This is a genomic window from Nocardioides zhouii (assembly GCF_004137345.1).
Lineage (GTDB): Bacteria > Actinomycetota > Actinomycetes > Propionibacteriales > Nocardioidaceae > Nocardioides > Nocardioides zhouii.
Window position 1 is genome coordinate 33,055 of record NZ_SDWV01000022.1, and the last position, 22,319, is coordinate 55,373.

19 protein-coding genes and 1 tRNA gene are annotated in these 22,319 nt (G+C 63.7%); 18 read left to right on the forward strand and 2 right to left on the reverse strand.

Annotation, left to right across the window (positions count from 1 at the left end; genetic code table 11):
* The first annotated feature begins 77 nt into the window (after positions 1-77).
* From EUA94_RS17960 to EUA94_RS17975, 4 genes are all read left to right on the forward strand, one after another.
* A complete protein-coding gene (locus EUA94_RS17960) occupies positions 78-1,169 on the forward strand; it encodes an endonuclease domain-containing protein (protein ID WP_129428268.1) in 1,092 nt (363 codons plus the stop codon).
* An 86-nt stretch (positions 1,170-1,255) separates the two neighbouring features.
* On the forward strand, positions 1,256-1,480 hold the full coding sequence (locus EUA94_RS23175) for a helix-turn-helix domain-containing protein (protein ID WP_129428269.1): 225 nt from the start codon (positions 1,256-1,258) through the stop codon (positions 1,478-1,480).
* Between the two features lie 14 nt (positions 1,481-1,494).
* Complete coding sequence (locus tag EUA94_RS17970; RefSeq protein ID WP_129428270.1) at positions 1,495-2,913, forward strand: hypothetical protein; 1,419 nt, start codon at positions 1,495-1,497, stop codon at positions 2,911-2,913.
* A gap of 204 nt (positions 2,914-3,117) precedes the next feature.
* Positions 3,118-3,351 (forward strand): hypothetical protein, encoded by a 234-nt coding sequence (locus EUA94_RS17975; protein WP_129428271.1) that lies wholly within the window; start codon positions 3,118-3,120, stop codon positions 3,349-3,351.
* A gap of 364 nt (positions 3,352-3,715) precedes the next feature.
* Here EUA94_RS17975 and EUA94_RS17980 read toward each other — a convergent pair whose 3' ends face one another.
* Positions 3,716-4,405 carry a hypothetical protein gene (locus tag EUA94_RS17980; RefSeq protein ID WP_129428272.1) on the reverse strand — a complete coding sequence of 230 codons (690 nt, stop codon included), beginning with the start codon at positions 4,403-4,405 and terminating at the stop codon, positions 3,716-3,718.
* A gap of 431 nt (positions 4,406-4,836) precedes the next feature.
* On the opposite strand from EUA94_RS17980, the gene EUA94_RS17985 reads away from it, so the two are divergent.
* The 10 genes from EUA94_RS17985 to EUA94_RS18030 all read left to right on the forward strand — a co-directional run bounded on the left by EUA94_RS17985 (position 4,837) and on the right by EUA94_RS18030 (position 18,083).
* Complete coding sequence (locus tag EUA94_RS17985) at positions 4,837-5,808, forward strand: hypothetical protein (RefSeq protein WP_129428273.1); 972 nt, start codon at positions 4,837-4,839, stop codon at positions 5,806-5,808.
* A gap of 662 nt (positions 5,809-6,470) precedes the next feature.
* A complete protein-coding gene (locus EUA94_RS17990; RefSeq protein WP_129428274.1) occupies positions 6,471-6,806 on the forward strand; it encodes a hypothetical protein in 336 nt (111 codons plus the stop codon).
* A 684-nt stretch (positions 6,807-7,490) separates the two neighbouring features.
* Entirely contained in the window at positions 7,491-7,895 is a 405-nt protein-coding gene (locus EUA94_RS17995; protein WP_165357004.1) for a response regulator, read from the forward strand.
* 905 nt (positions 7,896-8,800) lie between these two features.
* Positions 8,801-9,136 carry a histone-like nucleoid-structuring protein Lsr2 gene (locus EUA94_RS18000; RefSeq protein ID WP_165357006.1) on the forward strand — a complete coding sequence of 112 codons (336 nt, stop codon included), beginning with the start codon at positions 8,801-8,803 and terminating at the stop codon, positions 9,134-9,136.
* A gap of 670 nt (positions 9,137-9,806) precedes the next feature.
* Positions 9,807-10,166 carry a hypothetical protein gene (locus tag EUA94_RS18005; RefSeq protein WP_129428277.1) on the forward strand — a complete coding sequence of 120 codons (360 nt, stop codon included), beginning with the start codon at positions 9,807-9,809 and terminating at the stop codon, positions 10,164-10,166.
* A 512-nt stretch (positions 10,167-10,678) separates the two neighbouring features.
* A complete protein-coding gene (locus EUA94_RS18010) occupies positions 10,679-11,785 on the forward strand; it encodes a phosphoribosyltransferase-like protein (protein ID WP_129428278.1) in 1,107 nt (368 codons plus the stop codon).
* Positions 11,782-13,803, forward strand: coding sequence for an ORC-CDC6 family AAA ATPase (locus EUA94_RS18015; RefSeq protein ID WP_129428279.1), 2,022 nt, complete (start codon positions 11,782-11,784; stop codon positions 13,801-13,803). The genes EUA94_RS18010 and EUA94_RS18015 overlap by 4 nt, the downstream gene beginning before the upstream one ends.
* Positions 13,796-14,980: a hypothetical protein gene (locus EUA94_RS18020; RefSeq protein ID WP_129428280.1), complete on the forward strand. Its 1,185-nt coding sequence runs from the start codon at positions 13,796-13,798 to the stop codon at positions 14,978-14,980. The genes EUA94_RS18015 and EUA94_RS18020 overlap by 8 nt, the downstream gene beginning before the upstream one ends.
* Before the next feature lie 129 nt (positions 14,981-15,109).
* Positions 15,110-17,050: a hypothetical protein gene (locus EUA94_RS18025; protein WP_129428281.1), complete on the forward strand. Its 1,941-nt coding sequence runs from the start codon at positions 15,110-15,112 to the stop codon at positions 17,048-17,050.
* Positions 17,043-18,083, forward strand: a complete 1,041-nt coding sequence (locus EUA94_RS18030) for a PfkB family carbohydrate kinase (RefSeq protein ID WP_129428282.1) — start codon at positions 17,043-17,045, stop codon at positions 18,081-18,083. Before EUA94_RS18025 ends, EUA94_RS18030 begins: the two co-directional genes overlap by 8 nt.
* 129 nt (positions 18,084-18,212) lie before the next feature.
* On the opposite strand, the gene EUA94_RS18035 is transcribed toward EUA94_RS18030, so the two are convergent.
* Positions 18,213-19,286, reverse strand: coding sequence for a hypothetical protein (locus tag EUA94_RS18035; protein ID WP_129428283.1), 1,074 nt, complete (start codon positions 19,284-19,286; stop codon positions 18,213-18,215).
* 396 nt (positions 19,287-19,682) lie between these two features.
* Between EUA94_RS18035 and EUA94_RS22260 the strand changes: the two genes are divergently transcribed.
* The 4 genes from EUA94_RS22260 to EUA94_RS18050 all read left to right on the forward strand — a co-directional run bounded on the left by EUA94_RS22260 (position 19,683) and on the right by EUA94_RS18050 (position 22,037).
* Positions 19,683-19,784: transfer RNA gene (locus EUA94_RS22260), tRNA-Ser, on the forward strand.
* A gap of 221 nt (positions 19,785-20,005) precedes the next feature.
* Positions 20,006-20,230 carry a helix-turn-helix domain-containing protein gene (locus EUA94_RS18040; RefSeq protein WP_129428284.1) on the forward strand — a complete coding sequence of 75 codons (225 nt, stop codon included), beginning with the start codon at positions 20,006-20,008 and terminating at the stop codon, positions 20,228-20,230.
* The gene (locus EUA94_RS18045; protein WP_129428285.1) at positions 20,227-21,465 is read left to right on the forward strand and encodes a tyrosine-type recombinase/integrase; all 1,239 of its coding nucleotides are present in this window, start codon (positions 20,227-20,229) and stop codon (positions 21,463-21,465) included. The genes EUA94_RS18040 and EUA94_RS18045 overlap by 4 nt, the downstream gene beginning before the upstream one ends.
* Positions 21,466-21,650: 185 nt before the next feature.
* On the forward strand, positions 21,651-22,037 hold the full coding sequence (locus EUA94_RS18050; RefSeq protein WP_129428286.1) for a hypothetical protein: 387 nt from the start codon (positions 21,651-21,653) through the stop codon (positions 22,035-22,037).
* Positions 22,038-22,319 lie beyond the last annotated feature (282 nt).

Here is a 22,319-nt window from a genome sequence, read left to right on the forward strand (position 1 = left end):
ACTCTATTACCATCTATAGATGGTACTGTTGCGCGGTCGCACGGTGCGGCGACTGGCGGAGCTCGAGAGGGCCAATCATGAGCATGACCGAATCCAGCGGGGGCGACATGAGCAACGCTCAGCAGTCGCCTCCTCCCCGCTATTCCTTTCAGGTTCCCGAGGGATGGCCTCACTACGACGGGCCGCTCCACGGTCTGTTGGGCGAGCAGAAGGGCAAGTGCGCCATCTGCTCGGAGCGCGTGCGGTGGAGCAGCGAGGGACCGGGCACGGACCGAGTGGTCGCATGTTCCTTCAGGCAGTGGGTCGACGACGATCTACTCCTGGGCCTCGTGTGCGCGAGGTGCTCGCGCCGGTACAGGACCCTCAGGGCCACGGCCGACGGCAAGGCGGTCCGCGGACTACCCCGGTTTCTTGCTGACCCGCCAGGGCAACGCTGCGCCGCGACCGCGGGGCTCGGCCGCCAAAGCCGGCCTCGGCGCTTCAACTCTCTGCTCGCGCCGACCGAGGTCCCCTCGCCCGAGTCGTGGTCCTACAGCAACACCGTGATGCACTCGCTGTTCTTGTGGCAACGCGGACGGTGCGCGATCTGCTCGACGGGCCTGCCGGTCGTCACAAGAGCACGGTTCGTGCACGTCGACCACGACGACGACACTGGGCTGATTCGGGGCCTTCTGTGCCACCGCTGCAACACCTGCTTAGGCCAGGACTGGCAGCATGGATGGTGGGAACACCACGCACCCACGGTTGCGGCCTACGAGGAGTTCCCGCCGGCTCAAATCTGTCCCGCCACGCGTGGCCTCACGATGAGGGAGCGCAAGCGACCTGCGGCGTTGTCGTGGAGCGCCGATCGGAACGAGATCTTGCTGGACGGCATGCCGAAGGGCATCGCGTCCGACTCCAAGCCGGCCCCACCGCCATCGAAGTGGTTCGCCCTCCAGTACAAGGAGGTTGCACCTCCCGGTCTGCCGCCCGCGCTGGAGGCATCCCTGTTGATGTTGACCTCCGACGACGGGGGCGACTGGTTCGCGTTCTACATGGACCCGCCTCTTAACGCGGCGCTGAGGCAGCCGCAGTGCGTCCTGAAGGTGAAGCAGACGGACGTCCGCTCCGTCACTGAGCACGCAACACTTCAGGACGCGTTGGCTGCTGCGTTCAGGTCAACCGACTGACATGCCGCACCCGCTTCACCATGGCTGCCAAGCAACGATCAGGCGCTTCGGTACTGCGATGACGAATCACGCCGATACGTCAGGACATGAACGCCGAACCAACCACGCCAACGACACGGGCGACGGACGAACACCTTCTTTCAATCGACGCTCTGGCGGCATGGATTGGCGTCAGTCCGCACACGGTGCGCAAGTGGGTGACTAGGGGGCCCGCGACGGGACTGGTGCCACGGATGCTGCGCATCAACGGCCAGATCCGGTTCCGCCCCGATGACGTCCGAGTCTGGCTAGACACCAAGGAGATCCAATGAGCACAACGTGGGGCGTGTACAACCTCCAGGGCAAACTGCCCGACGGAACGCACGTACAAGGAAGCGACCGGCGCAGCGTTCGCTGGTTCGTGCGCTGGCGCGTCAACGGCGCCGAGCGCAAGCGGACCTTCCGACAGAAGGGTCACGCCACTAGCTGGCGAGATCACCTCGACAAGGCACGCCTGATGGGTTGGCCCGCTGACGATCGCGGTTGGCCGATCGATCCGACAGCGCAGGTCGCTCACGTGGCCGACGGCCCCGTCGATGACACGACTGGCGGCGACATGTCGTTCGCCGACTACTGCGACGACATCTGGTATCCCGCAGCAAAGACCGACTGGTCTCATAAGAACCGGATCAGTCACCGACACAACTACCAGACCGCAATTGGACTTCTCCGCTACACGGCTGGCGACCCGCGCGTACGACCCACACTGGGCGTCAGCGTTGGCGACTCCATCCGCCTCAAGGACATCGTTGCCGACGACGTCCTAGCCGCCATCGCTGCACGAAAGCGGATGAACGGAACTACTGCAGCCGTCAACCGTCGACGCATTGCGAAGGCATACGAGGTGGGCTCCGAGGACGTGGATCTGCTTGAGGAACGAGCATCAGAAGCGACCGTCCGGGGGTTCTACATCACCCTCGCGATGATCCTGCGCGCTGCCTACAACAGCGAGCGGATCCCGCGGAACCCACTCGTGGGCACATCTAAGCGCGCCCCCAAACCAAAACAGGCACGCATGAGCGATCGCGTGGTGCCCTCCATCGATGAAGTGTTTGACCTCGCGGACGCAATCGCTGAACTCGGTCCCCTTGGAAGCGACGGACGACCTGCCGGGGAACGGTTCCGGTCCTTGGTCCTTTGTGGTGGAACGCTCGCGCCGAGGCCGGGCGAACTCGCCGCCCATCGGCCCGAATGGATCGAATGGGATTCGGCGCCTGTCGTCTTCTGGTTCAAGAAGACCGAAGCCGCCATCTACGACCCAAGAGAAGGCATTCGCGGCAGGCAGGTCCGCCCTCTGAAGCACCGCGCTGACGAGGACGCGCGCTCGGTTCCTGCGCTTGCAGCCGTGGCGGACGCTCTCAAGACCCACTTCGAACGTGGCTATGCCTCGGCCGACCGCACGTGGACCAGCGCCACCGGAAGCGCTGGCCTGGACTGGCACAACCTCACTGACACGTACTGGAAACCTGCCTGCGAGAAGGTCTTCCGCGGCTCTGCGAAACCCCAACTCGCATCCATGACGCCCAGCATTCTCCGCAAGGCTGCCATTACATTCTGGCTCGACTCCGGCATCACCCCATACCTCGCATCAGACTGGGCCGGACACTCCGAAGACGTCTCGCGGCGCTACTACGCAGGCAGAGCCAGCACATCGTTCGCAACCGAGGCAGCCCTTCTGACCGCGCATCGTGGGGCGACCGCCTGAGCATCCGAGCCGTGATGTCGGGGGCTCCACGAGGGCCTAATGGCACCCGACGTAGGCGAGGGCGGCAGAGTGCAGGCCGATCCACTGTTCAATGTCCGCTGCATGTCACTGGAAGCCCGCGAAGTGTCGAATGTGTACTGCGAGCTGGCAGGTCACTCCACCGCATTAACTGGGGCCGGTTAACTCGTCACCCAACCCGGCAAGGTGCTGATCTTCTACTCGGAGGAGTACGTCGACGCACTGCATCCTCCACACGTCCCCCATCAGCAGGTGCTTTGCGCGATCGCTGACCATCTCGCGCCTGACCTAGCCGCGCGGATCCCCACGAAGATCGTCGAGGACGCGATCTTCCTGGCTGCGCTGGGAGATGACGTCAGCACGGGCATCGATGTGCTCCAGGAGCACATCGCCGGCCAAATAGCTGACCCGGAGCAGTAGCTGTCGTCTGTACATCAACGACTCGCGCCGAGGACCCCAACGGCACAGATAGTCAGGTGGGAGCTCCGTCACGCCCGCTTGCGCACCGCAACAAACAGCGGGATACCTGCCTCCCCGTTGGCTTCGCACCTGCCGATAGGTACCCCAGACGGCGGGAACAGCTTGGCACTGTTGCTGGGGAAGCTCCGCCATGAGCGGATTCACGCACGAGTCACCACACAATCACATCGATCCGGCCTTGGTGCGTGCTTCACCCGGGTGCAGGTTCGATGCAGCTGGCAAATGGGCCACCGCGTGACTTTGGCTCAACGCCCGCCCCACACTCGGAGCCGTCGACGGACTTAGACCGCCCACGCCGGCCTCGCTAGTCGGAGCCCGCTCGGTCGAACAACCGCTCTGGACCACTCAGGCTGTAAACATTGGCGAGCCTCTGGCGCGCTCGGGGGCCGCCTGACTTCCCCCTCGCCTCCAGTCGCACCACACCCGCGCGTTCCAGAGCCGCCAGCCGGGTACGAAAACGCCGTTCCGAGACCCCCGTGGCTTCTTGGAATGGCCTGCGGGCGAATGCCACGCGCGGCGAGCCCACCTCCACCATCCGGTCCAACAACGCGGCGATGATCATGGCGTCAATCTCGTGAGCCTCCTCCAGCAGGCGCGGGAGCGCATCATCCCAACGGGCCACCAGACGGCGCGCTTCCTCCCGGTACCGATCCCGATCATGGAGCGCCGCTGGGCGAGCCTGTTCGGTGGCGCGTTGCCACACCTTCGAGAGGTAGCGACGGTAGGCCAGGGCCGTGCGCGAGTGCCCCTTGGCGAACTTTGCCTGCTGCCCCAACCTTCTCTTGGGGTCAAGAACGAGCGCCAGCCAGTCTTGTTCTCCCATTCCGCTACACACCGCGCTGAGTGCCGTGGCCATCAACGCATGATCGACGGCCTTGTCACCGCCCTCCTTCAATCGGTCCGGCGACACCCCGTCAGTGAGCATGTCGATGTACCGCGCTCTTAGTGCCCTGGGCTCGAGGGATTGCTGCGACTCGACTTGCTCGGCATTCATGACTTTCCTTCAGCAGATGACCGGTGACCCTGCATTCATCGGCGACCTGCGGTATTCCTGAACCCGATCGGCGAAAACTTCTTGCCGCTGACCCACGGGTCAGCAGAAGCCGCCCACGCCCACGCCTGCCGCCCGGCACGGCTTCGCCAGGCCTCCGCTCGACGCGGCCACGCAGCCGGAAGTTCTGGTGTCATCAGCGCCGTGCGGCAAGGCGGCCCCTAAGACGCGGGCTACGCCCTTAGTGGGACCCCCCTCGTCCGCACCGTCCCGGCGGTGGACGCTGGATGCCGCGCCTACCGCCGGGACGGTCAAGACCAGAGTGCGGGACTCGAGCACGTCATCGGCACGTGTGTCGACCAGCTTGATCAGCCATCTCAAAAAAGCTTGGTCGAAGAGGTACACCACGTCGCGATCGCGCCGATGAACTACATATGACACACGAACCTCTCGACCACTGCCCCGCCTCGAACCCCACGACGGAGGTCGGCACCGACCCCGGTACGGCCGCCACCGGAACGCCCTTCTACTGGGAACTCGACGATGCCGGTTGGGACGCGTGCGAGACCTACGTGTGCGATGAAGAGACGTACTTGGCTGGTGACCTTGTGCACGGCTTGGCGCTGCTCTCGATCGAGCAGTGGTGGCTCAGGCGCACGGACGTGCCTGTGCCAGCAGGATTCGACGATCACCGTGATCCCGACGACTACTCGGCTGCCATTGCAGCGATCCTCCAGGTCGCGGCATGGGAAGGCTGCGATGTGACTGACGTCATCGAAGACGCCCAAACAAGGTGTTCCGGCTTTTCGGCGCTCGCCGCAAAGGCTGCGCGCGAACGCGTCGAGAAGTTCTCGGGGGCAGGCACACTGGCGAACCCGCAGGACCTATTGCACGATTGGAACCGGCTCGTCAAAGTGCATCGCGGCAACTGGGACTACACGCTCAAGCCCGGAACCGAGGATGAATCAGAGGACTGGGCGCACATCCCGATCCCCGACGAGGCTGCGCTCAAGTTCCGAGCCCTGCTTCTAGAACCGTTCGACGCCCTACGGCTGCACCATGCCGGCTTCAGCCCCGAGGAAGCCCTGCCTTACGTCGTCATCGCCGAATCGACCGGATGGTGGAACTGGCCAGACTTCAACGTTGTCGAGTGGGTCGTTGCGCGGGTGCCAGTCGACCGCGTCCGGACCTACGAGGGAAGATGCTCGACGGCCGAAGCGATTAAGTGGGAGGAACTGGTCAAGCAGTACAAGATCCCAGATTGCGACCTCCTTGCCGCTATCCGGGCAGGCTTCTCTCCGACAACGGTTGTCGCTCATGCCGAAGAGTGGGCAAAGGCGGGTCAAAGCATCGGCGAGACGGCGCGCAACCATTTGGCCACCGCCGATGAAGACTTCGGATGGTGACCTGCGAGCAAACAAGACCTGCCGTAGTGCCCACTAATCCTCGGGACTTAACCGGTCCGCCACAATGCAGCACCCACCTCAAACCATCGAGGGGTGCAAAAAGGTCCCGAGCGATCGCAGCGTCGCTCGAGGGCGATCGGTGTCATCCCCCGAGGTTAACAACTCAGGAGAGCTCACGGGCATGTGGACAACACCCGCCTTCTGGTTCGCCTACGACACAAACCTGACAGATATCTGGAACTGACAGTATTCAACCGAGTGGAGGCACCACTGCTGGAATTAGGCTTCGCGTTAGACGACGCGGACGTGCGCATTAGGTGGATGGACAGGAAAAATGTCGCAACGGGTCTCTTTACGGTGACAAGATGAACGGCCGGCCTCAATCGTTTCCCCCCGGACGCCACCCACGACTGGCTCACCACAGACCAAGCCGCTGCCATCATGGGCGTGACCAGAAATGCCGTCAACGGCCGCGCCATGCGGGGTCGCCTCCCGAACGAGATGCATGACGGCAGGCGCTGGATCCGTCATGACCATCTGTTGCCCGTCAAACGAGCCGACCAGGTAAGCATAGGGACCGATCCGTTGGTCGGTTCAGAGCCGATGTTGGCGCCTAGTTGAGTGCAGCTGACGTGTCCATGCTCTCGCCTATAGTGGATGCCGTGTGGAACATCGAGGGGCACGACATCGAACTGGCCGGCGGACCGTATGAATCGGATTGGGGTGCACCGCAAGTCATGGTTCACTGCACACGATGCCCAGATGGTTCGGACAGGGGGTGGAACTTGTGGAGCGATCCTGACGAATTGGGGCTTGCTATTGAACCCGCAATTGGAATCGCAGTCGTGGCACAGCATCTGCGCGAAACCGGGGTCGATGTGCCGGATGGTGCCGAGGAAGGCGCGACCTTCATGGGCGTTCTTCAAAACGAGGTCGAAGCCGGGCTGGACGTTCTGCGTGACTACTTCGAGACGACTGTCCACGCGCGACACGGCTAGCTCGCGGTAGAGCAGGGCACTTCTCGAACGGCGGTCCCGTGCGCCTTGCGGTCCTCGCGCAACCGACGCTACAACCGTCGACGACCCTCAGGAAGACCCGGCCGACGAAGGCACCCCAGACCACCAGTTGACAACAAAGGGGAGCCGGATGGACGCACGTGGATGGGGCTCCGAAACGGCCCGAGGCATGTCCCACCACACGCGAGAGGCAGATCCGAGGGGTTCGGACGCTTCGGCAAGGGCAAGCCAGTTGGCGCGCCGTGCATGTTGGCCGCGCAGTCAAACGCCGAAATGTTCCCACCCGCTGCAGCCCTCAATCACTTACATGCCGGACATGGCCGCCATCGTCGTCGCCGCTTGCGGTCTCAGTTCTCGAGAAGGCGGATTTCCGGCGACATCAGCATCTTCCGAGCCGATCTTTCTCTGGCGGCCTTTTCGCGGCGAACCCATGCCTAGACCGCCGATCTTTTCGGACGATCCAGAGCGTGACCGGCGTCACATCAAGTGACTAGCCAGTACGCCTTAGCGTTCGACAGGGCCTCGGCTTCGTCTTGAAATGCCTTGCCGGGAACGCCGGTCATGTCCAGATATCGGAAACCCACAGGAAGCTTGAGGTCGCTCGATGGCCGAAGCAACCGGCAACTTGCCCGCTCGGGCCGCTGTTCGCCGTGGAGGAGCAATCCGATGAAGGAATTCGAAATGATGAGGCAGTTGCGCTTCCTGATCGTTGACGACACTGCGGACATGCGCGAGTTGATGGTTCGGGTGGTCGAGCGCGAGGGACACGTGGCTGAGACGGCCGCGGACGGGGTCGAGGCAACAGTCGCGCTGTCTGCGCATCGGTACGACGTCATGCTGCTCGATCTTTCTATGCCGCGCATGAGTGGTGAGGATGTCGTGCGCTGGCTTCACGCGCATCCCGACCGAACCGAGGGCATGCGCACCGTGGTTGTATCTGCTTGGGCCGGCGAGAGACGCGGAACGCTGCAGGAACTTGGGATCACGAGTGTTCTGGCCAAGCCATTCCGGCGGAAAGACTTGACCGATCTCATAGCCGACGTCGCTGCCGACATGCCTGCCGAGAGTTGACCTGAGAGCGATCGCCAACTGCACGAGGCCCTCCATCCAGGGGATCGGATATTGCGCCTCACCATCGCGCCCACGGGACCCGGCCAGGTGGCTTAGTTCACGAAGGTCGCAACCAGGACACGTTCTGTTCGCATGTGGCGCGCGGTCCGTTGCGAGTTCCGCCTTTTGTGGCCGCGGGCGAAATCCCGCGACCTCCTCCACAACAAGCCCACGGCATCGCACCGTTTGGTAACGACCGCCCTTTATCGGCTTGATACCACGAGGCAGACCACTATCCTTGCGGCCACAGGGAAGTCGATGCGGATGTGACCGTGGGGGTGCGCATCCGAGGGGAATCGACATGCAGGCCAAGCAGCCCCGCCTCTCCAACGGGAGGCGGGGCACTGCCATGTGATGTCAAACACAACCGCTGCGTAACATCCACGTGCGCTGCCATCCTGCCGCTCAAGGAGTCGTCCCACCCCCTGTGGTCGTCTGCCGGGGCCCGAAGGAGCCGGCTGGATGGCGAGCGGCTCCGACGGCTCGTCGGGCCAAGAGCTGGCCTGCGACTTGACCCGACGAGCCACCTTGCCGTTGTCGGCCGGCCAGCGCGGTCCAGTGATGGCTGGCTCTCGAGACTGCATGGACTCTGGTAGGCGTTTCAACTCAGCTTCGCCGCGACACGGTCATGCGGCGACTGCAGGTCCGGTCCGTCAACCTGATTCACATCAACGTCCCAGGGTGGCGGCGCAAGTCCCTCCGTCATGTTGCCCCGGCTACGAACGCGGTTTGAGGCTGAGATTGCGCAGTTCGATGTTGTGATTCGACGCAGATGCGGTCGGGGTCGGCGACGCCTGACGCAGCAGACCCGTCGAGAAGTCTTACCTAAATTGGACACAAGATGCGCTTGGCGAGACGATCTACGAATGGCGAAGACGACGGTTACCCATATCACTGACGACATCGACGGATCTAAAGATGCGACGGAGGTCGCCTTCTCCTTCGCTGGCGTCGACTATGTTATCGATCTGGGCAAGAAGAATGCCGCGGCCATGGAGAAGGCGCTTCGGCCGTATATAGACCATGCGACGAAGGTCCCCGCGCGTACGAGTGCCTCCTCGCGCCGGAAGTCCCCCCGTTCGGACGCTTCCCGCAGGGATCTAACAAAGGTTCGTGAATGGGCACGCGAACAGGGGATCGAGGTGTCGGATCGGGGTCGGGTGTCAGCTTCTGTCATCGAGCAGTACGAGGCCGCCAACTAGGTGGCATACGCGATGAGTTGGAACAGCTGATCGCGCAGGGCCCCACCCTCAGAGGCATTACGGCACCTACATCAGCAGGTCCGTGTGATCCGACGTGCAGAGTCGCGGCGGCGTCAGAAGCTGACGCCTAGCTTTCGAACGTCGAAGTGTCGAGAGCCCGCCCGCTGCACGCCTGGTGCCCGATGGGCTCGGTGCCGAGACGCCCAGGCGCTAGACCCCATGTGTTCGGGAGGCGGGCAATCGTTGCCCAGAACGCCAGCCCGCTGACTTGACGGGCAAGGCGGCAGATAGACGCGGCTTCGGCTATGTCGGATGGTGGGCTGAGTGGGTTGATCGCACGCACCCGGTAGGAACTCAAGGACTGGCACGTACCCCAGCGGTCCCCAGGCAACCATCTGCGCGTAGTCCACCGCATCAGCGCAGTACCCGCCGCCAGATCTCCCGAAGGCGGCGAATGCGCCGACGATCAGCCAGAGAAGAACGAGGGACACGACAGAAATCGCGAGCCTGTTCATGTCTCCGCCCCCTCCATCCGTTTCGCCCTTGGACGCAAGCAAGCGAGCGCTCGTTCCGGGTGGGAGGGTCGCTCGTCGGCACGTCTGACGTCCCCGACACGCGGCGGCATGACGCTCGTCCGGGCGGTAGGAAATCAGGCAGGGATACTGTCTACATGTCCGCAAAGACTGGTACCCGGTCCCGGCTCCTCCGCACAGGCACGACCATTCTCGTGTGGACGACGGTTGCGCTCTTGTGCTTTCTCTCCATTGGGGGCCTTGCGCGCATGAGCGACGGATCTACAGGTCGGGACGTAATCCCGATGGCTAGCGTCGTCACCACTGTCACGGTGCTGACTCTCCTGATGCGGGCAGTTGTAAGCATCGCCGATGACCTGAGCGACGGCGAGTACGCCGCCGCCACTATCCAGTTGCGGACTGTGAGCTCCGGCATCGTTCTACTAATCCTCACCACCGCTCTCGCGGTGCACTTGGAGCCGCAGGTAGAGACGTCCGGGAACTGCTCGGAGACCTGATCAGCGTCGTCCTATTCGGTGGCGCCATCCTCCTTCTCGGCAGCGGTGTCGCTGAGTACCACCGGGCACGGGACTCGGTCGAGCGCTGACTCCCACCAGCGGAGCCGGGCTGGGCTGGGCTGGGCTGGGCTGGGCTGGGAGATATATAAGCGCCAGCCAAGTGCTGGGCGGCAGTCTCGCGGCGGGATGACGCACTCCTAATGAAAGATCTGGGCTCTTCCACAGCGCCACGATCCTCGTGGCACGCGAGCTGCGCGTCTTCCTTCGCCACATCTCGAGGAAGCCTAAGCACCGCCCGGCTTCCTCGGCCCAATGACGGACTCTCCACGGCCGCCGCACCGAGGACGCCACCCGAAGCAATTCGGTACTTGAAAGTCGCGAACTCCTCGTAAGGTCGGTCGCATGCGCTGTAATGGTTGCCCATTACCGCAAGACCCCCGAAAGCCAGGAGTTCGAGTGTCGGTACCTGAGCTGCGCGTTAGAACAGACTGCAGTGTGCTCTGGATGGCCGCATGAAGCACGCTCTCGCCGATGAGCTCTTCGCGGCGGTCATGCACCTCGGCCCGGACGAGACTGATGAACTTGTCCGTCGGATGCGACCGCTGAAGCACATGTCGGACTATAAGTTCGACAGTTATGGGGGCTACGGCGCCGGCATCAAGTTCCTGGAGACGCTGTCTATCTGGCTCGAGCAGTTCGATGAAGCGGAACGCGATGTCGCAATCGACTTCATCCGGAACAAGCTCGTGTTTCTCAGCGATAGCGAGATTCAGCACGCTTTGTCCCTGGCCTACCCCGACCTGGTCCGCCCGAATCTCATTCGCCGTGCCGCTGCGGAACTGAGGGTGGATCCGTGGCGGATCACCACTGTCTTGGAGTCGCTCGAGTTTCGGGTGCTCCAGAGGCGCACGATGTTCCTCGGACTTGCGGACGGCGCACGCCTTGACCAGTTCCGCCGCGCGAACCCGGCGCTCGTGCACGACCAGTTCTGCGTGACCGCCGAGCCGCCGTCCCGTGTTGCCCAAGGGTTCCGCAAGGACCTGGTGAAATGGCTTGAGGATGTTGGCTCCGACGCCGAGGGGACCTTCTGCCACTTCGTGCTGATCGACGACTTCACCGGCAGCGGCTTCACCGCGCTGCGCCAGGGCAAGGATGGCACGTGGTCCGGCAAGTTGTTCCATGTGAGAAAATCCCTCGACCAGCTCGTCGCGGCGGGCATCGCCGCTGCGGACTACACCGTCGACGTCGTCATCTACACCGCCAGCGCGAAGGCAGAGGACTCCCTGCGGGATCAGCTAGCTAAGGCAGGCTTCAACGACTGGGAACTGTCGGTGGTCCAGGTCATTCCGAACTCGCATCTTGTGGCCACTGATTCCACATTCGCAGACCTCTGCCGTGCGCATCACGACCCGGTCGTCGATGACAAGATTAAGGCCGACGCAGCATCGCCCTCGGCGGCCTTGGGTTTCCGCGACTCCCGGCTCCCGCTGGTTTTGAGCCACAACACCCCGAACAACAGCGTCGGAGTGCTGTGGGAGAACACGGCCGACGACCCGAACTCCACCAAGAAGTTCAGTCCGTTGTTTCCCCGGCACGAGCGCCACAAGGCAGATCGATGACCTCGCTCCCGAATTCGTTCCGTATCCGGGCTGCCGAATTCAACCGGGGCAGGACCTCGGCCTTCTGCAACAACTTTGCCGCGGAGGTCCTGGACAGCATCCAGAGCCGCCATTTTGACATGCCCGTCGTACTCAGGTCTGTGCCTGGCACCGGCAAGACGAGTCTCATGCAGATTCTGTCGGCTCACTGGTTGGTCGAGGTGGTACGCCGTCCAAACGATTACGAAGCGCTGGCCCAGCACCTCACTGACATAGGGGTCCTCGACACGGTCGGCTCACCCACAGTGTCCGGCGCCTTGGTGAACCTGGAACGGGACTTCTCCTCAATTCTTGACATCGGTGCCCCGGACGAGGCTGCCGAGCGGATCTTTAAACGTCTCGTGGACGCGCGCGTCCTGGCCGCCCACGTCGAGTCCGCGAGAGTGATGGCGACGGCTCTAAACGACGTCGGCCCAGACCCGGAAGTCTCGTTCGCCATCCCGGAGGGGCGCCCCGATCTGACGGCCGTGCTGCGTGAGATGCACAGCGATGATGACGCCCGCATAACCAGTTCTGAGGTTCTTGAGTGGGCACTGGGGATCGAGACAGTCGTGAGAAGTCTTCTGTTCGACCTCAGCCCTTTCGACTGGGACGCAACCGCTAACTACACCAACGACTTCCTAAGTTTCCGGCTGCTGGAAAGCGCGTCGATTCACTACGACGGCGTGGATTCCGGGCTACGCGTTGTCACCTTCCTCGATGACCTTCACCGGCTGCGTCCAACCCAGCGCCGCCAGATCATGGGCCTCATCGAGAGCCGAGCCCTGACCCGCGGAGTCTGGATCGCTGAAAGGGTTGAGGTCCTCAACCCGGAGCAGCTCCTCGGCGAGGACCTGGGAACCTCCCTGCCGGCCCGCGCGAATGCTGAACGGGGACGCGATGTCGAGGTCATCGATCTCGGCGCCGGCAGCCCCGCTGCCTACAGCGCATACGAGCGCATGCTGAGGAGTGTCGCCCGCAAGCGTGCTGCAACTGACCTCCACAACTTCGCTGATACCAGCACCGAGTTCCTCCAGCTCCTGGATGAGCAGGAGCACCCCGACTGGAGCAGTGTCGAGGCCGACGTCCTCAAGCGTCTCGCAGAGGTCGACGACGCGCGGTTCGACGACTGGATCCGGCACATCTCCGCAGACGCACTGGTAACCGGCAAGTCGGACCGTGAGCGTGTGACGGATGCCCGGGCAACTATCTCGCTGATCGAGGCCGAGCAACGCAAGCAACAAGCTGAGCTGTTCTTGGGGATGCCCCTGGCAGTTGAGGAGCTCGACCGGCGGCTAGGAAGCACGGTCCGGGAGGCCGCGCAGGTAGCACTAGGGCGTGAGTACCCCAAGCAGGTGCCGGTCTACTACGGACAACGCGACTTCCTGCTGCTGGCGAACCACAACGTTTCCCAACTTCTACGGGTTGGAGCGGATCTTTTCGACGTGGTCTTAACTGGAGCGGCAACCGCGCGGAAGTCGCCGGCGCCTACCCCCCGGGAGCAGCATCGGACAGTCAAAGCGTCCAGCGACCGCCTGTGGCGGGAAATTCCAGCGCGCCTAGAAGAAGGCCGTAACGTTCAAACGCTGCTGACTGCGGCGGGGAAGTTCGCCGCTCGAATGAACGAGGACCGACCCACCTCGTACGCGCCGGGGATCAGCGGGTTCGCGTTGACCATGCGGGACCTGAAGCAGCTCATTGATCCAGCGACACGTGCAGTGGTTCCAGGTGGTGAGGAACTGCTTAGGGCACTGGCTGACGCGGTCGCCAACGACTACCTCACGAAGCTGGAGGACGCGCCTCGAGGGGCCCGAGCCGAGCGTCGGGTCGTCTTCTACATAAACCGTCTCCTCTGCCCGATCTGGAACCTGCCGCTAGGCAAGGGCGGCTACCGAACGCGAAGCCTTCACGAAGTAGCGAGCTGGATGAAGAACGGCTCGGCCAGCTCCACCACCGACGAACCGGACGAACCGCTAGACGAGGGCCTCTTCAATGACTGACACCCCTGCGGCAGCCCCGCACCGGCGGTGGGACGACCACGTCCTCGGACGGTCTGACCAACGCTACGGCTTCGGCTTCGAGGAGATTCTGAAGGCCGCCGTTCGCCCGGGAACCCCGTCCCTATACGTGATGGGGCTCGGGTTCGACCCGCGGGCAACGGTGGCTTTCGAGACTGCAGCACCGCTACTCCCGCCCGGTTCGCGGGTCCTTGCCATCGTTCCGAAGGCGACCTCGGGCGGCGCCAGCCGCGAATCGGCGTTCCAGAAGAGCAACGAGGCACGGGCAAGGGAGATCGCGGCAAGCTGCTCCTTGGAACTCGAGATCATCCAGCCGAACCCGGAAGCCAAGGACACGCGGTTCCACGGAGTCTGGCTAGTGCGGAAGCTTCGCGAGCAACGCGAGTGGCTCACCCCTCACGTGGTGGTGGACATCTCGTCGCTCCCGTCAGCGATCTTCTTCGCCCTCATTCGAGCCTGGCTCGTCGAACGAACAACCGACCTTCAACTGCAGGTGGTCGCCGCAGAGAGCCACCACCTGGACGACCTGATCCTCGACTCGGGCACGCTAGCCCCCCAGTTCCTCCCGGGTTTCAACAAGCATGGCTCCTTGCAGGAACTTCAGCCGGGCACCCGTATCTGGCTTCCTGTCCTCGGGAAGGGCCGCCTGGCGCAGATGGAGGCGATCTGGACCGCATTCACCCCGCACGACATCTGTCCGGTGGTGCCGTTTCCAGCCCCTGACCCGCGCCGGGGCGACTCGCTAGTCGCCGAGTACGGTGAGTTTCTCTTCGAGACCCTCAACGTCGATGCTCAGAAGTTCATCTACGCCGACGGCTCCAACCCGTTCGACCTGTACAAGGTCCTGATGACGATCAGCGATCGGTACAAGCGCGCGTTGCGGCCTCTGGGACAACCAGTCATCGTTCCCAGCACTCACGGGTCGAAGCTCCTAAGCCTTGGCGTGCTGCTGGGCGCCTTCGAGGCCGACCTCAGTGTCGTCAACGCCGGCGCCCCGGTGAGCACGCTCAGCGACGGTGCCGATGACGAGTCCATTCGCGCGCTGGCCTCCGAAAGCCAACAGACCTGCCTGTGGCTCGCGGGAGAGCCTTACGACAAGTCGCACCCAGACGCTGCCAGAACCGAGGGCCACGCCGATGCCGAACACGGGAGCGACTGACCTCGCCCCGTCTGCCGCGGACTAGCCAATTGCTCCCAGAGCTTGACCCGCGGATGTCGTCGGCCACTGGTAGGGAAGAATCAACATCTCGGCGCAGACAAGCGACAGAACCGGAGACGAGCAAGACGCATGGCAGCACCGCGGAAAAATTCATCGCGCTCCGGATATGTGCCTCTGAGCCGCCGGAAAGAGTCCTACGACTCTGAACTCCAAGCGCTGAAAGCAACCTACGACAACGCACGATTGGGCTCGCCTGTCCTGCACGACGTGCTGGAATCGCTGCTGTGGCTTCCGACTTGGTACGTCGGAAACGGCGGGACGATGGCCGTCGCCCAGTACGCCGCCGAACTGCACAATCAGCAAACCGGACTCCCAGCCATCGCAATCACCTCTCTTGGTTTCGCAACCAGCCAGGTTGCAACCGGCAGTGCCGTAGTAATCATCTCGGCCAGCGCGAAGCACCCCGACACCGCGGCTACCGTTCGAACCGCACTTGAGCGCAAGGTTTCCCGCGTCGTCGTCGTCACCGAACGCAATCGCAGCGAGCTCACAGGGGCGTTTGCCTCTCCGCAGGTCGAGGTGGTCACCCTTTCGCGACCAGGTCCCAGCGACGGCTTCCTTGCAACAAACAGCGTGCTCAACATGTCGACCGCGCTCGCTGCCGCTTATTTCTCCCGATTGCCGATGACCTTGCCAGGCTTCACTGCAAAGCTTCCCGGAGCCGTACGGCCAGGCGACGACCTGCTGCTGCTCTCCTCGGCGGGAACCTGGGCTGCAGCCACCGACCTGGAAACGAGGCTGGTCGAGACGGGACTCGCGACAGTCCAGAAGACCGACTTCCGGAACTTCGCACACGGTAGGCACCTTGGGTTGAGCCGAATGGCCGGCCACGTCTCAGTGATCGCCATGAGCGACTCGCGCACTGCGACCCTCGCAACCGCGACGCTTGACCTGCTTCCAGCCGACATCCCCGTCATGCACCTCACCAGCGCCGCAAGGGCGCCCGCATCGAGCCTTGACCTCCTCGTTCGATCGATGCGCCTGACAGGGGCCATCTCGAACCGCAGTGGGTTCGACCCCGCCCGGCCTCAAGTCCCAAGTTTCGGACGCCAGCTCTACCGCCTGGAAAGCCGCAGACATCTCCCCCGACGGCTTGCCCGTCCGGACGTCGTCGCCAAACTGGAAGCAGCCTGCCTACCTGTTGGTGAACCAACACTCAAAGACTTTAGCCGCCGACGCGCGCAGTGGTTGCGCAAGACCGTGTCTACCCCGATCGCGGGCATCCTTGTCGACTACGACGGGACGGTGTGCACTACGGCAGGACGCTTCGAGCCACCTTCAGAAGACCTCCAAGAGTCGTTCGTCCGGTTGCTCCGGCAAGGCCTCGTCGTGGGATTTGTCAGCGGCCGCGGCAAGTCTCTCCCAGAGTCTCTGCGCGAATGGCTCCCGACCGATCTGCGAAGCCGCGTGGCGATCGGGCTGTACAACGGTGCCGTGCGCGGAACCCTCAACGATGTTCAGGCCCTCGAGCCCAGCAAGACCGGACCTTTCACCGAAACCGCAGGGGGGCGTCGTGCACTGCGCGAACTTCAAGGCCTGGCCTCCCGTTTCGGTGGCGTCGTCCAAGCGCGACCTTTCCAGGTCAGTCTTGAAGCAGGCACCGGAAGATCCGCTCACTGGCCGGCACTGGCACGCGCCGTCGAAGAGCTCGTTGGCCGCGAGAACCTTGATGCTCGTATACGACTGAAAGCAGTTCGCTCCGCACACTCCATCGACGTCATCCCCGCAAGCTCGACGAAAAACTTGCTGCGAAGCAACCTCGAGGACATGCAGACAAGGCTTGGCGCCACCTTGGCCATCGGCGACCGTGGCGGACTTGACGGCAACGACTACGAACTCTTGGCCTTCGACACACTGACCCTCAGCGTCGACCAAGTCTCCGGCGACCCGAGTCGCTGCTGGAACCTCGCAGACGACGGGCCGGGCGGTCCGGACCTGCTCTCTCGCTATCTGACCGCGGTCAAGCCGGATCGACAGAGAGTCCATACCTTCAGGTGGACCGATGGGTGATGCTGCAGATACCGCGCAGGTGACATCTCAGTGGCAGCAGGAGGACGGAGCCATCCCGGGAATGCTGCCCAGCGACGCCGGCCGAACCGTTCACGCATCGGGCTACGTCGTCCTCGACCTCCTCGTAGCCGACGGGAAGATGAAGCCGGTCGTAGGCGGCACGGCCGCGAATGTGGCAACGAATCTGGCATTGCTCGGATGGCAGAGCTCAGTGTCTGCGCTTCTCGGAGACGACCGAGCCGGCCGCGAGGTTGTGCGGCAGCTTGCCGAGTACGGCGTCGACACGAGCAGGATCGTCTTGGACGCTGAGGTTCAGACCCCCGTGCTGCTGCACGAAGTCGTCAATGGACGGCACAGGTTTAGGTTCTCCTGCCCACACTGCGGAGTGAAGTACGCAAAGTTTCGCCCATTAGCGCCGACCTCTGCGCCTTCGGCACCCGATGCGGCAGTCCACTTCTTCGACAGAGCTAGCTCGTACGCAATCAAGATCGCCCAGTCAGTGCGCGATCGGGCTGTCGTGGTGTTCGAGCCAGGGACCCCCGGTCGGCCACCGGCAACCGCTGCGCTGGCCGCAGCGAGCCACATTCTGCGTGTCTCATCGGACCTCGGGATCGATGCCGCTGAAGAGGAGACCTCGCCGCAGGTGCAGATCGTGGGCCTCGGTGCAGCAGGTGTCCGGTACCGACTGCCGGGCGATCGGGGCTGGGCCCACCTGGACAGCAGGCTCGACGCCCCGCTGGTCGATGCCGGCGGGGCAGGGGACTGGCTGACATCTGGAACGCTGGACATGATTCCGATTGAAAGTTTCGGGGCCGGATCACTACTAAAGACGGACCTGGAGAAGGCGGTCCGGACCGGGCTGCAGTTAGCGGCCGGCTGCTGCCAATTCGAAGGAACGCGAGGCCAAGTCGGGACTACTGCGTGGGCGGCCGCAACCAAGCATCAGCCGTCTGCGAGCTCTTTCGTTCCGGATCTTCCCTCCTACTCCACGGATGACTGCTCAGACTGCGAAGCCTGGTTCCACCACTCCTGATGTCCGTATCGCTCCGTCGATGAAGCATCAAGGCGCAGCCATCGACGAAGTGTGCATCATCGTCCTCGTCGCAGCCCCCTACTCGCCGCGGACCCGATAGAGCCCCATTCTGGGCGGTACGAAGCGCCTCTACCGGGGAGTCAGGCCCAAGAGGGTGCGCGCTGCCTGCCCGAGAGCGAAGCCCGCGTCTTCACTCGCCGCGGAGTACTCCAACAAGCACTCTGGCTCGAGTCCTGCCGCAAGTATGTCGCGAAGGTCAGAGTCGTCGACCTGCTGGCCGTACTCGGCCAGGGCGTTCTCCCACGCCATGGCGACGTGCCAGGACGCTCCACACTCGGCGTAGAAGGCGGCGCGGTGGAGGGGAAAGGTGTGTGCAACGCACTTCGGCTGGACGAAAAGGTGGAATAGCCCGACCAGATCTGCGTCAGAGACTCCGTGCCGGCTCGCGAATGCCTCCCATTCCACGGCGTTGAGCCAGGGTGCGGTGCAATGGGCGTAAAAGGAAGCGCGATGCACCGGGAATCCGTCCGCCACGTCCTGCGGCTGGACGCCAATACGAACAAGGCTTCGAAGATCGTCGTCAGGGACCTCATTAGCCTCCAGAAACGCTTCCCAAGCAACGGCTTGTTCAACCGTGCAGTGGTCTACGTAGAGGGCCCCGCGGTCCGCGACGATACCGGCACGCAGCCACCGTATGATTTCGAAGTCGGTCTCCCACCAGCCGCTGGAGTCGGCCATCTGCGCGTACCTTCGAACGTCCTGCGATGTGCACCCCGCCGCGTGCACTGCAGTTGCGTCGACCACGTCGAGGAGCGTCGCGAATCCGCACGCCGCGAGTGCGGGAATTCCTGCGTTCGTGTAGGCCCGCAACGTTGCGACGGCTGTCACTGCGTGGTGCCGGAAACTGCGATCGGCGCAGCCTTCTGTTTCCCGTTCCCATGCCTCGACGACTTCGAGTGGGTATCCAGCGTCTTGGAGCGCATGGGTCACCTCGGGCGCTATTGGTAGCGCGTACATGATCGTGTCGAGCAATTGCTGGGTGGCCTCATCGGCGTCTGATGACCTTCCGAACAGGCCCGGGTATTCAGGACTGGTCGCTTCGAAGGTGACTTGACCCCACGGATCCAACTCCACGTCCCCGCGAGCGTCGCGCACCCGATCCAGCGAGATGGCGAGCGGGGTCGGAAGGTAGGTGTAGTCCATGGCGTGCTCCTTGCATCGCGGTGGCAGACGTGTCGATCACGACCGCTCCGAATGGGTATCGGCATGATTTCGGCCGTGCGACCCCTTACTGTCGATTTTAGTGGTCCCACGTCCCTGTGGGTTGCTGGCCAGGCAATCGCATAGTGACCCCCAGGCTTCCGGCCAGCCTTTGAGCTCAGGCGAAACTCCTCAGTGCGCCGCCCTGCGATGACCGTTCCCGGCTATGGCTAGTAGGAACCGATACAGGCCGCCGCCCTGGTAGGCGGCAGGGCAAGTGAGGCCACATGCTGCGGCGGGTGCAACGGGGCGGACGGCGTCAGCCGCCGGACGGCGTCAACATCGGACACACTGCGGACACACCGGCGCCCCAAGATGTGCGCCGATCTACGCCGATGTGCGCTCGGAAGCTGCCCGACTTGCGCTCAACGCCCGGCCACGCGCGTGGCCCCCATCTGACTACGGATCAGAAGGTTTGGGGTTCGAATCCCTACAGGCGCGCAAATCGAGAAGCCGCAGGTCAGGACGCTGACCTGCGGTTTTGGCGTTCTACGACCTGTCGCCTGCTGAGATGTCACGCCACGCGGGACTCGCTTGGTGCAGGAACGGTTCAACAACGTCTCGGGGGCGTCGTGATCTTCAGGCGGCAGGCTGCCGTCATGTCATCGGTACCGCGTCTCGTCGTTGGCCGCTGCCTCGATTTACCTGGCACAGGGATGGTCATGCGAACACCACCGATCCTCCTGACCAAGCGCGAGACCGCGGCCCTCCTCCGACTCAGCGTTTCCACCATCGAGCGCATGCTCCGGTGCGGGGACCTCCCCCACGTGAAGATGAACTACGCGACGCGCATCCTGCGCAGCGACGTCGACACCTACATCGAGTCCCACCGCATCGACACCCGCCGCAGCAAGACCCTCGACACCCCTGGCGAAGGCGCAGCATGAGCCGCCCCCGGCAAGACCCGGCCCTCTCGACGCCCACGCCGCACCTGGGCAAGGACGGGTTCTGGCACGTCTACGTCCCGATGGGGTGGCACCCCGATGGCCGCCCCGACCGCAAGCACCTGCGGCGCAAGACCCGCCGAGAGGTCGTCCGCGCGCAGCGCCGACTCGAGGAGACGCGTGACCGCGGGGAGTACATCCACTCGAGCAAGGACACGACCCTTGGGTGGTGGGCGACCCACTGGCTGGAGGAACTCCTCCCCTTGGCGGGGCGCAAGGCCAAGACCATCGAAGGCTACCGGTCAACGCTCAAGGTGCATCTGCTGCCGCATCTTGCCGAGGTGAAGTTGAATGCGCTCACGGACGAAGTCATTCGAGGGCGGCTCATCGACATGAAGCAGGCAGGGGCCAGCGTCACTACCGTCCACGCCACTCATCGGGTCCTGCGGTCGTGCCTGTCAGCCGCCGTGGACTCCGGCCGCATCCCGGTGAACCACGCGAAGAAGGTCAAGGTCGAGAAGCCTGCAGAGGTGGAGGTGGAACCGCTCACCGTCAAAGAAGCGGCTTGCATCCTCTGCGCCGCTGCACAGCGGCGCAACGGCACCCGCTGGAGCGTGGCACTGGCCCTCGGTCTTCGGCAGGGCGAGGCGCTGGGCCTGAAGTGGCCTGACCTGAACCTCGAGATGGAGTCGCTGGTCGTACGTCGCGCCCTGCGGCGCGAGACCGGCCGCCACGGCTGCGAGCGGGACGACGCAGGCCAGCCCTCTTGTTGGACCAAGCAGGGAGGCCGTTGTCCCGAACGGACCCAGGGCGGTCTCGTCGCCCGCACCCCGAAGAACAACAAGTCACGCACTATTCCGCTGCCGCCCGGGCTGGCTTCCCTCCTCCGGGCACACAAGGCGGCGCAAGCCTCCGAACGCCTCCAGGCGGGTTTCCTGTGGCAGGACGAGGACTGGATCTTCGCCACCGAGTTCGGCGCACCCATCGATCCCCGACGCGACTGGGCTGAGTGGAAGGCGGTGCTGCGTCTCGCCGGCGTGCGTGACGCCCGCGTCCACGACGCCCGCCACACCGCCGCAACCCTGCTCCTCGCCAATGGCGTCGACACACGGACGCTCATGGACCTGATGGGATGGACGGAGTATCGGACCGCCCAGCGCTACGCCCACGTCATCGACCCGATGCGGCGGGAGGCCATGGCGCGGATGGGCGGGGTGCTGTTCGGGCAGGCGGAGTAGAGGATCCACAAACCTGGCTTCCGCACTTAGGCGTCACCCTGCAGCTACGTAACGTGTGCGGTCGTGTTCGGCAAGGGACGCGGCGTAGTACGGGTCTGGTACCGATCCCGTGACGTGCTCCCGCGACGCCCGCTAGGTTGCGGCGAACAAGCGGCACGAAGCCGCGATGAACGGACGGAATTCACGTGGCGATCACAGGACTGCACATCCCTTACGACGAGAACACGCCGATCACGAAAGTGGTTGTGAACGAGCGGAACGTCATGAATTACTACAAGTTCGTCCAGGGCGGGCCGGCAGAGGCAGGTCATCTCAACGTAGACGGAGTCGAACTCGCGGTTTATGTCAACTCGCGCTACGGCACGTTCGAGACGGACATGGTGAACAAGCGCGCAACCGTCTTGTTCGCTATCGCCGGGGTTGGGATGCTCGGCGGGGCCGTGCGTGGCGACGCCCTGGCCGTCGGACCCGCGGGAAACAGTGACTATGAGAAGTCCCTCGATCCAGCGTTGAGCCAGTTCTTGCTCGAGCTCGACTGGGCGCCGTTGATGGAGCAAGTCCAGCTTGCCTGACAGTCACCCGGGTCCTCGTCCACCAAAGGACGCGCGCTGACCTTCAGCGAAAGCAGGCGGTCGCCAGGCACGCCGAGCCAGCCCCGCCCTCGTTTCGCACCCCACCCCAAGGAGGGGAACATGAGTGATTCACACGCCCCTGTGGACGGCGAGATCAGTCGCGCTAACGCACTGCGTGCTGTCCGCGCCGGCGGAATAGCCCAGCGCGAGGGTAAGCAGGTCTCCGACTGCCCTTGGTCTTCCAACGCTCCCGAGGATCGCTTCCTCAGACACTTCTGGGTG

Bases quoted from the DNA above. Each gene is read 5' to 3' on its own strand.
- EUA94_RS17980 (WP_129428272.1), bottom strand. From the start codon at position 4,405: ATGAATGCCGAGCAAGTCGAGTCGCAGCAATCCCTCGAGCCCAGGGCA.
- EUA94_RS18025 (WP_129428281.1), top strand. From the start codon at position 15,110: ATGGCAGCACCGCGGAAAAATTCATCGCGCTCCGGATATGTGCCTCTG.
- EUA94_RS18010 (WP_129428278.1), top strand. From the start codon at position 10,679: ATGAAGCACGCTCTCGCCGATGAGCTCTTCGCGGCGGTCATGCACCTC.
- EUA94_RS17960 (WP_129428268.1), top strand. From the start codon at position 78: ATGAGCATGACCGAATCCAGCGGGGGCGACATGAGCAACGCTCAGCAG.
- EUA94_RS18005 (WP_129428277.1), top strand. From the start codon at position 9,807: ATGTCCGCAAAGACTGGTACCCGGTCCCGGCTCCTCCGCACAGGCACG.
- EUA94_RS18040 (WP_129428284.1), top strand. From the start codon at position 20,006: ATGCGAACACCACCGATCCTCCTGACCAAGCGCGAGACCGCGGCCCTC.
- EUA94_RS23175 (WP_129428269.1), top strand. From the start codon at position 1,256: ATGAACGCCGAACCAACCACGCCAACGACACGGGCGACGGACGAACAC.
- EUA94_RS18045 (WP_129428285.1), top strand. From the start codon at position 20,227: ATGAGCCGCCCCCGGCAAGACCCGGCCCTCTCGACGCCCACGCCGCAC.
- EUA94_RS18030 (WP_129428282.1), top strand. From the start codon at position 17,043: ATGGGTGATGCTGCAGATACCGCGCAGGTGACATCTCAGTGGCAGCAG.
- EUA94_RS18000 (WP_165357006.1), top strand. From the start codon at position 8,801: ATGGCGAAGACGACGGTTACCCATATCACTGACGACATCGACGGATCT.
- EUA94_RS18015 (WP_129428279.1), top strand. From the start codon at position 11,782: ATGACCTCGCTCCCGAATTCGTTCCGTATCCGGGCTGCCGAATTCAAC.
- EUA94_RS18020 (WP_129428280.1), top strand. From the start codon at position 13,796: ATGACTGACACCCCTGCGGCAGCCCCGCACCGGCGGTGGGACGACCAC.
- EUA94_RS17985 (WP_129428273.1), top strand. From the start codon at position 4,837: ATGACACACGAACCTCTCGACCACTGCCCCGCCTCGAACCCCACGACG.
- EUA94_RS18035 (WP_129428283.1), bottom strand. From the start codon at position 19,286: ATGGACTACACCTACCTTCCGACCCCGCTCGCCATCTCGCTGGATCGG.
- EUA94_RS17995 (WP_165357004.1), top strand. From the start codon at position 7,491: ATGAAGGAATTCGAAATGATGAGGCAGTTGCGCTTCCTGATCGTTGAC.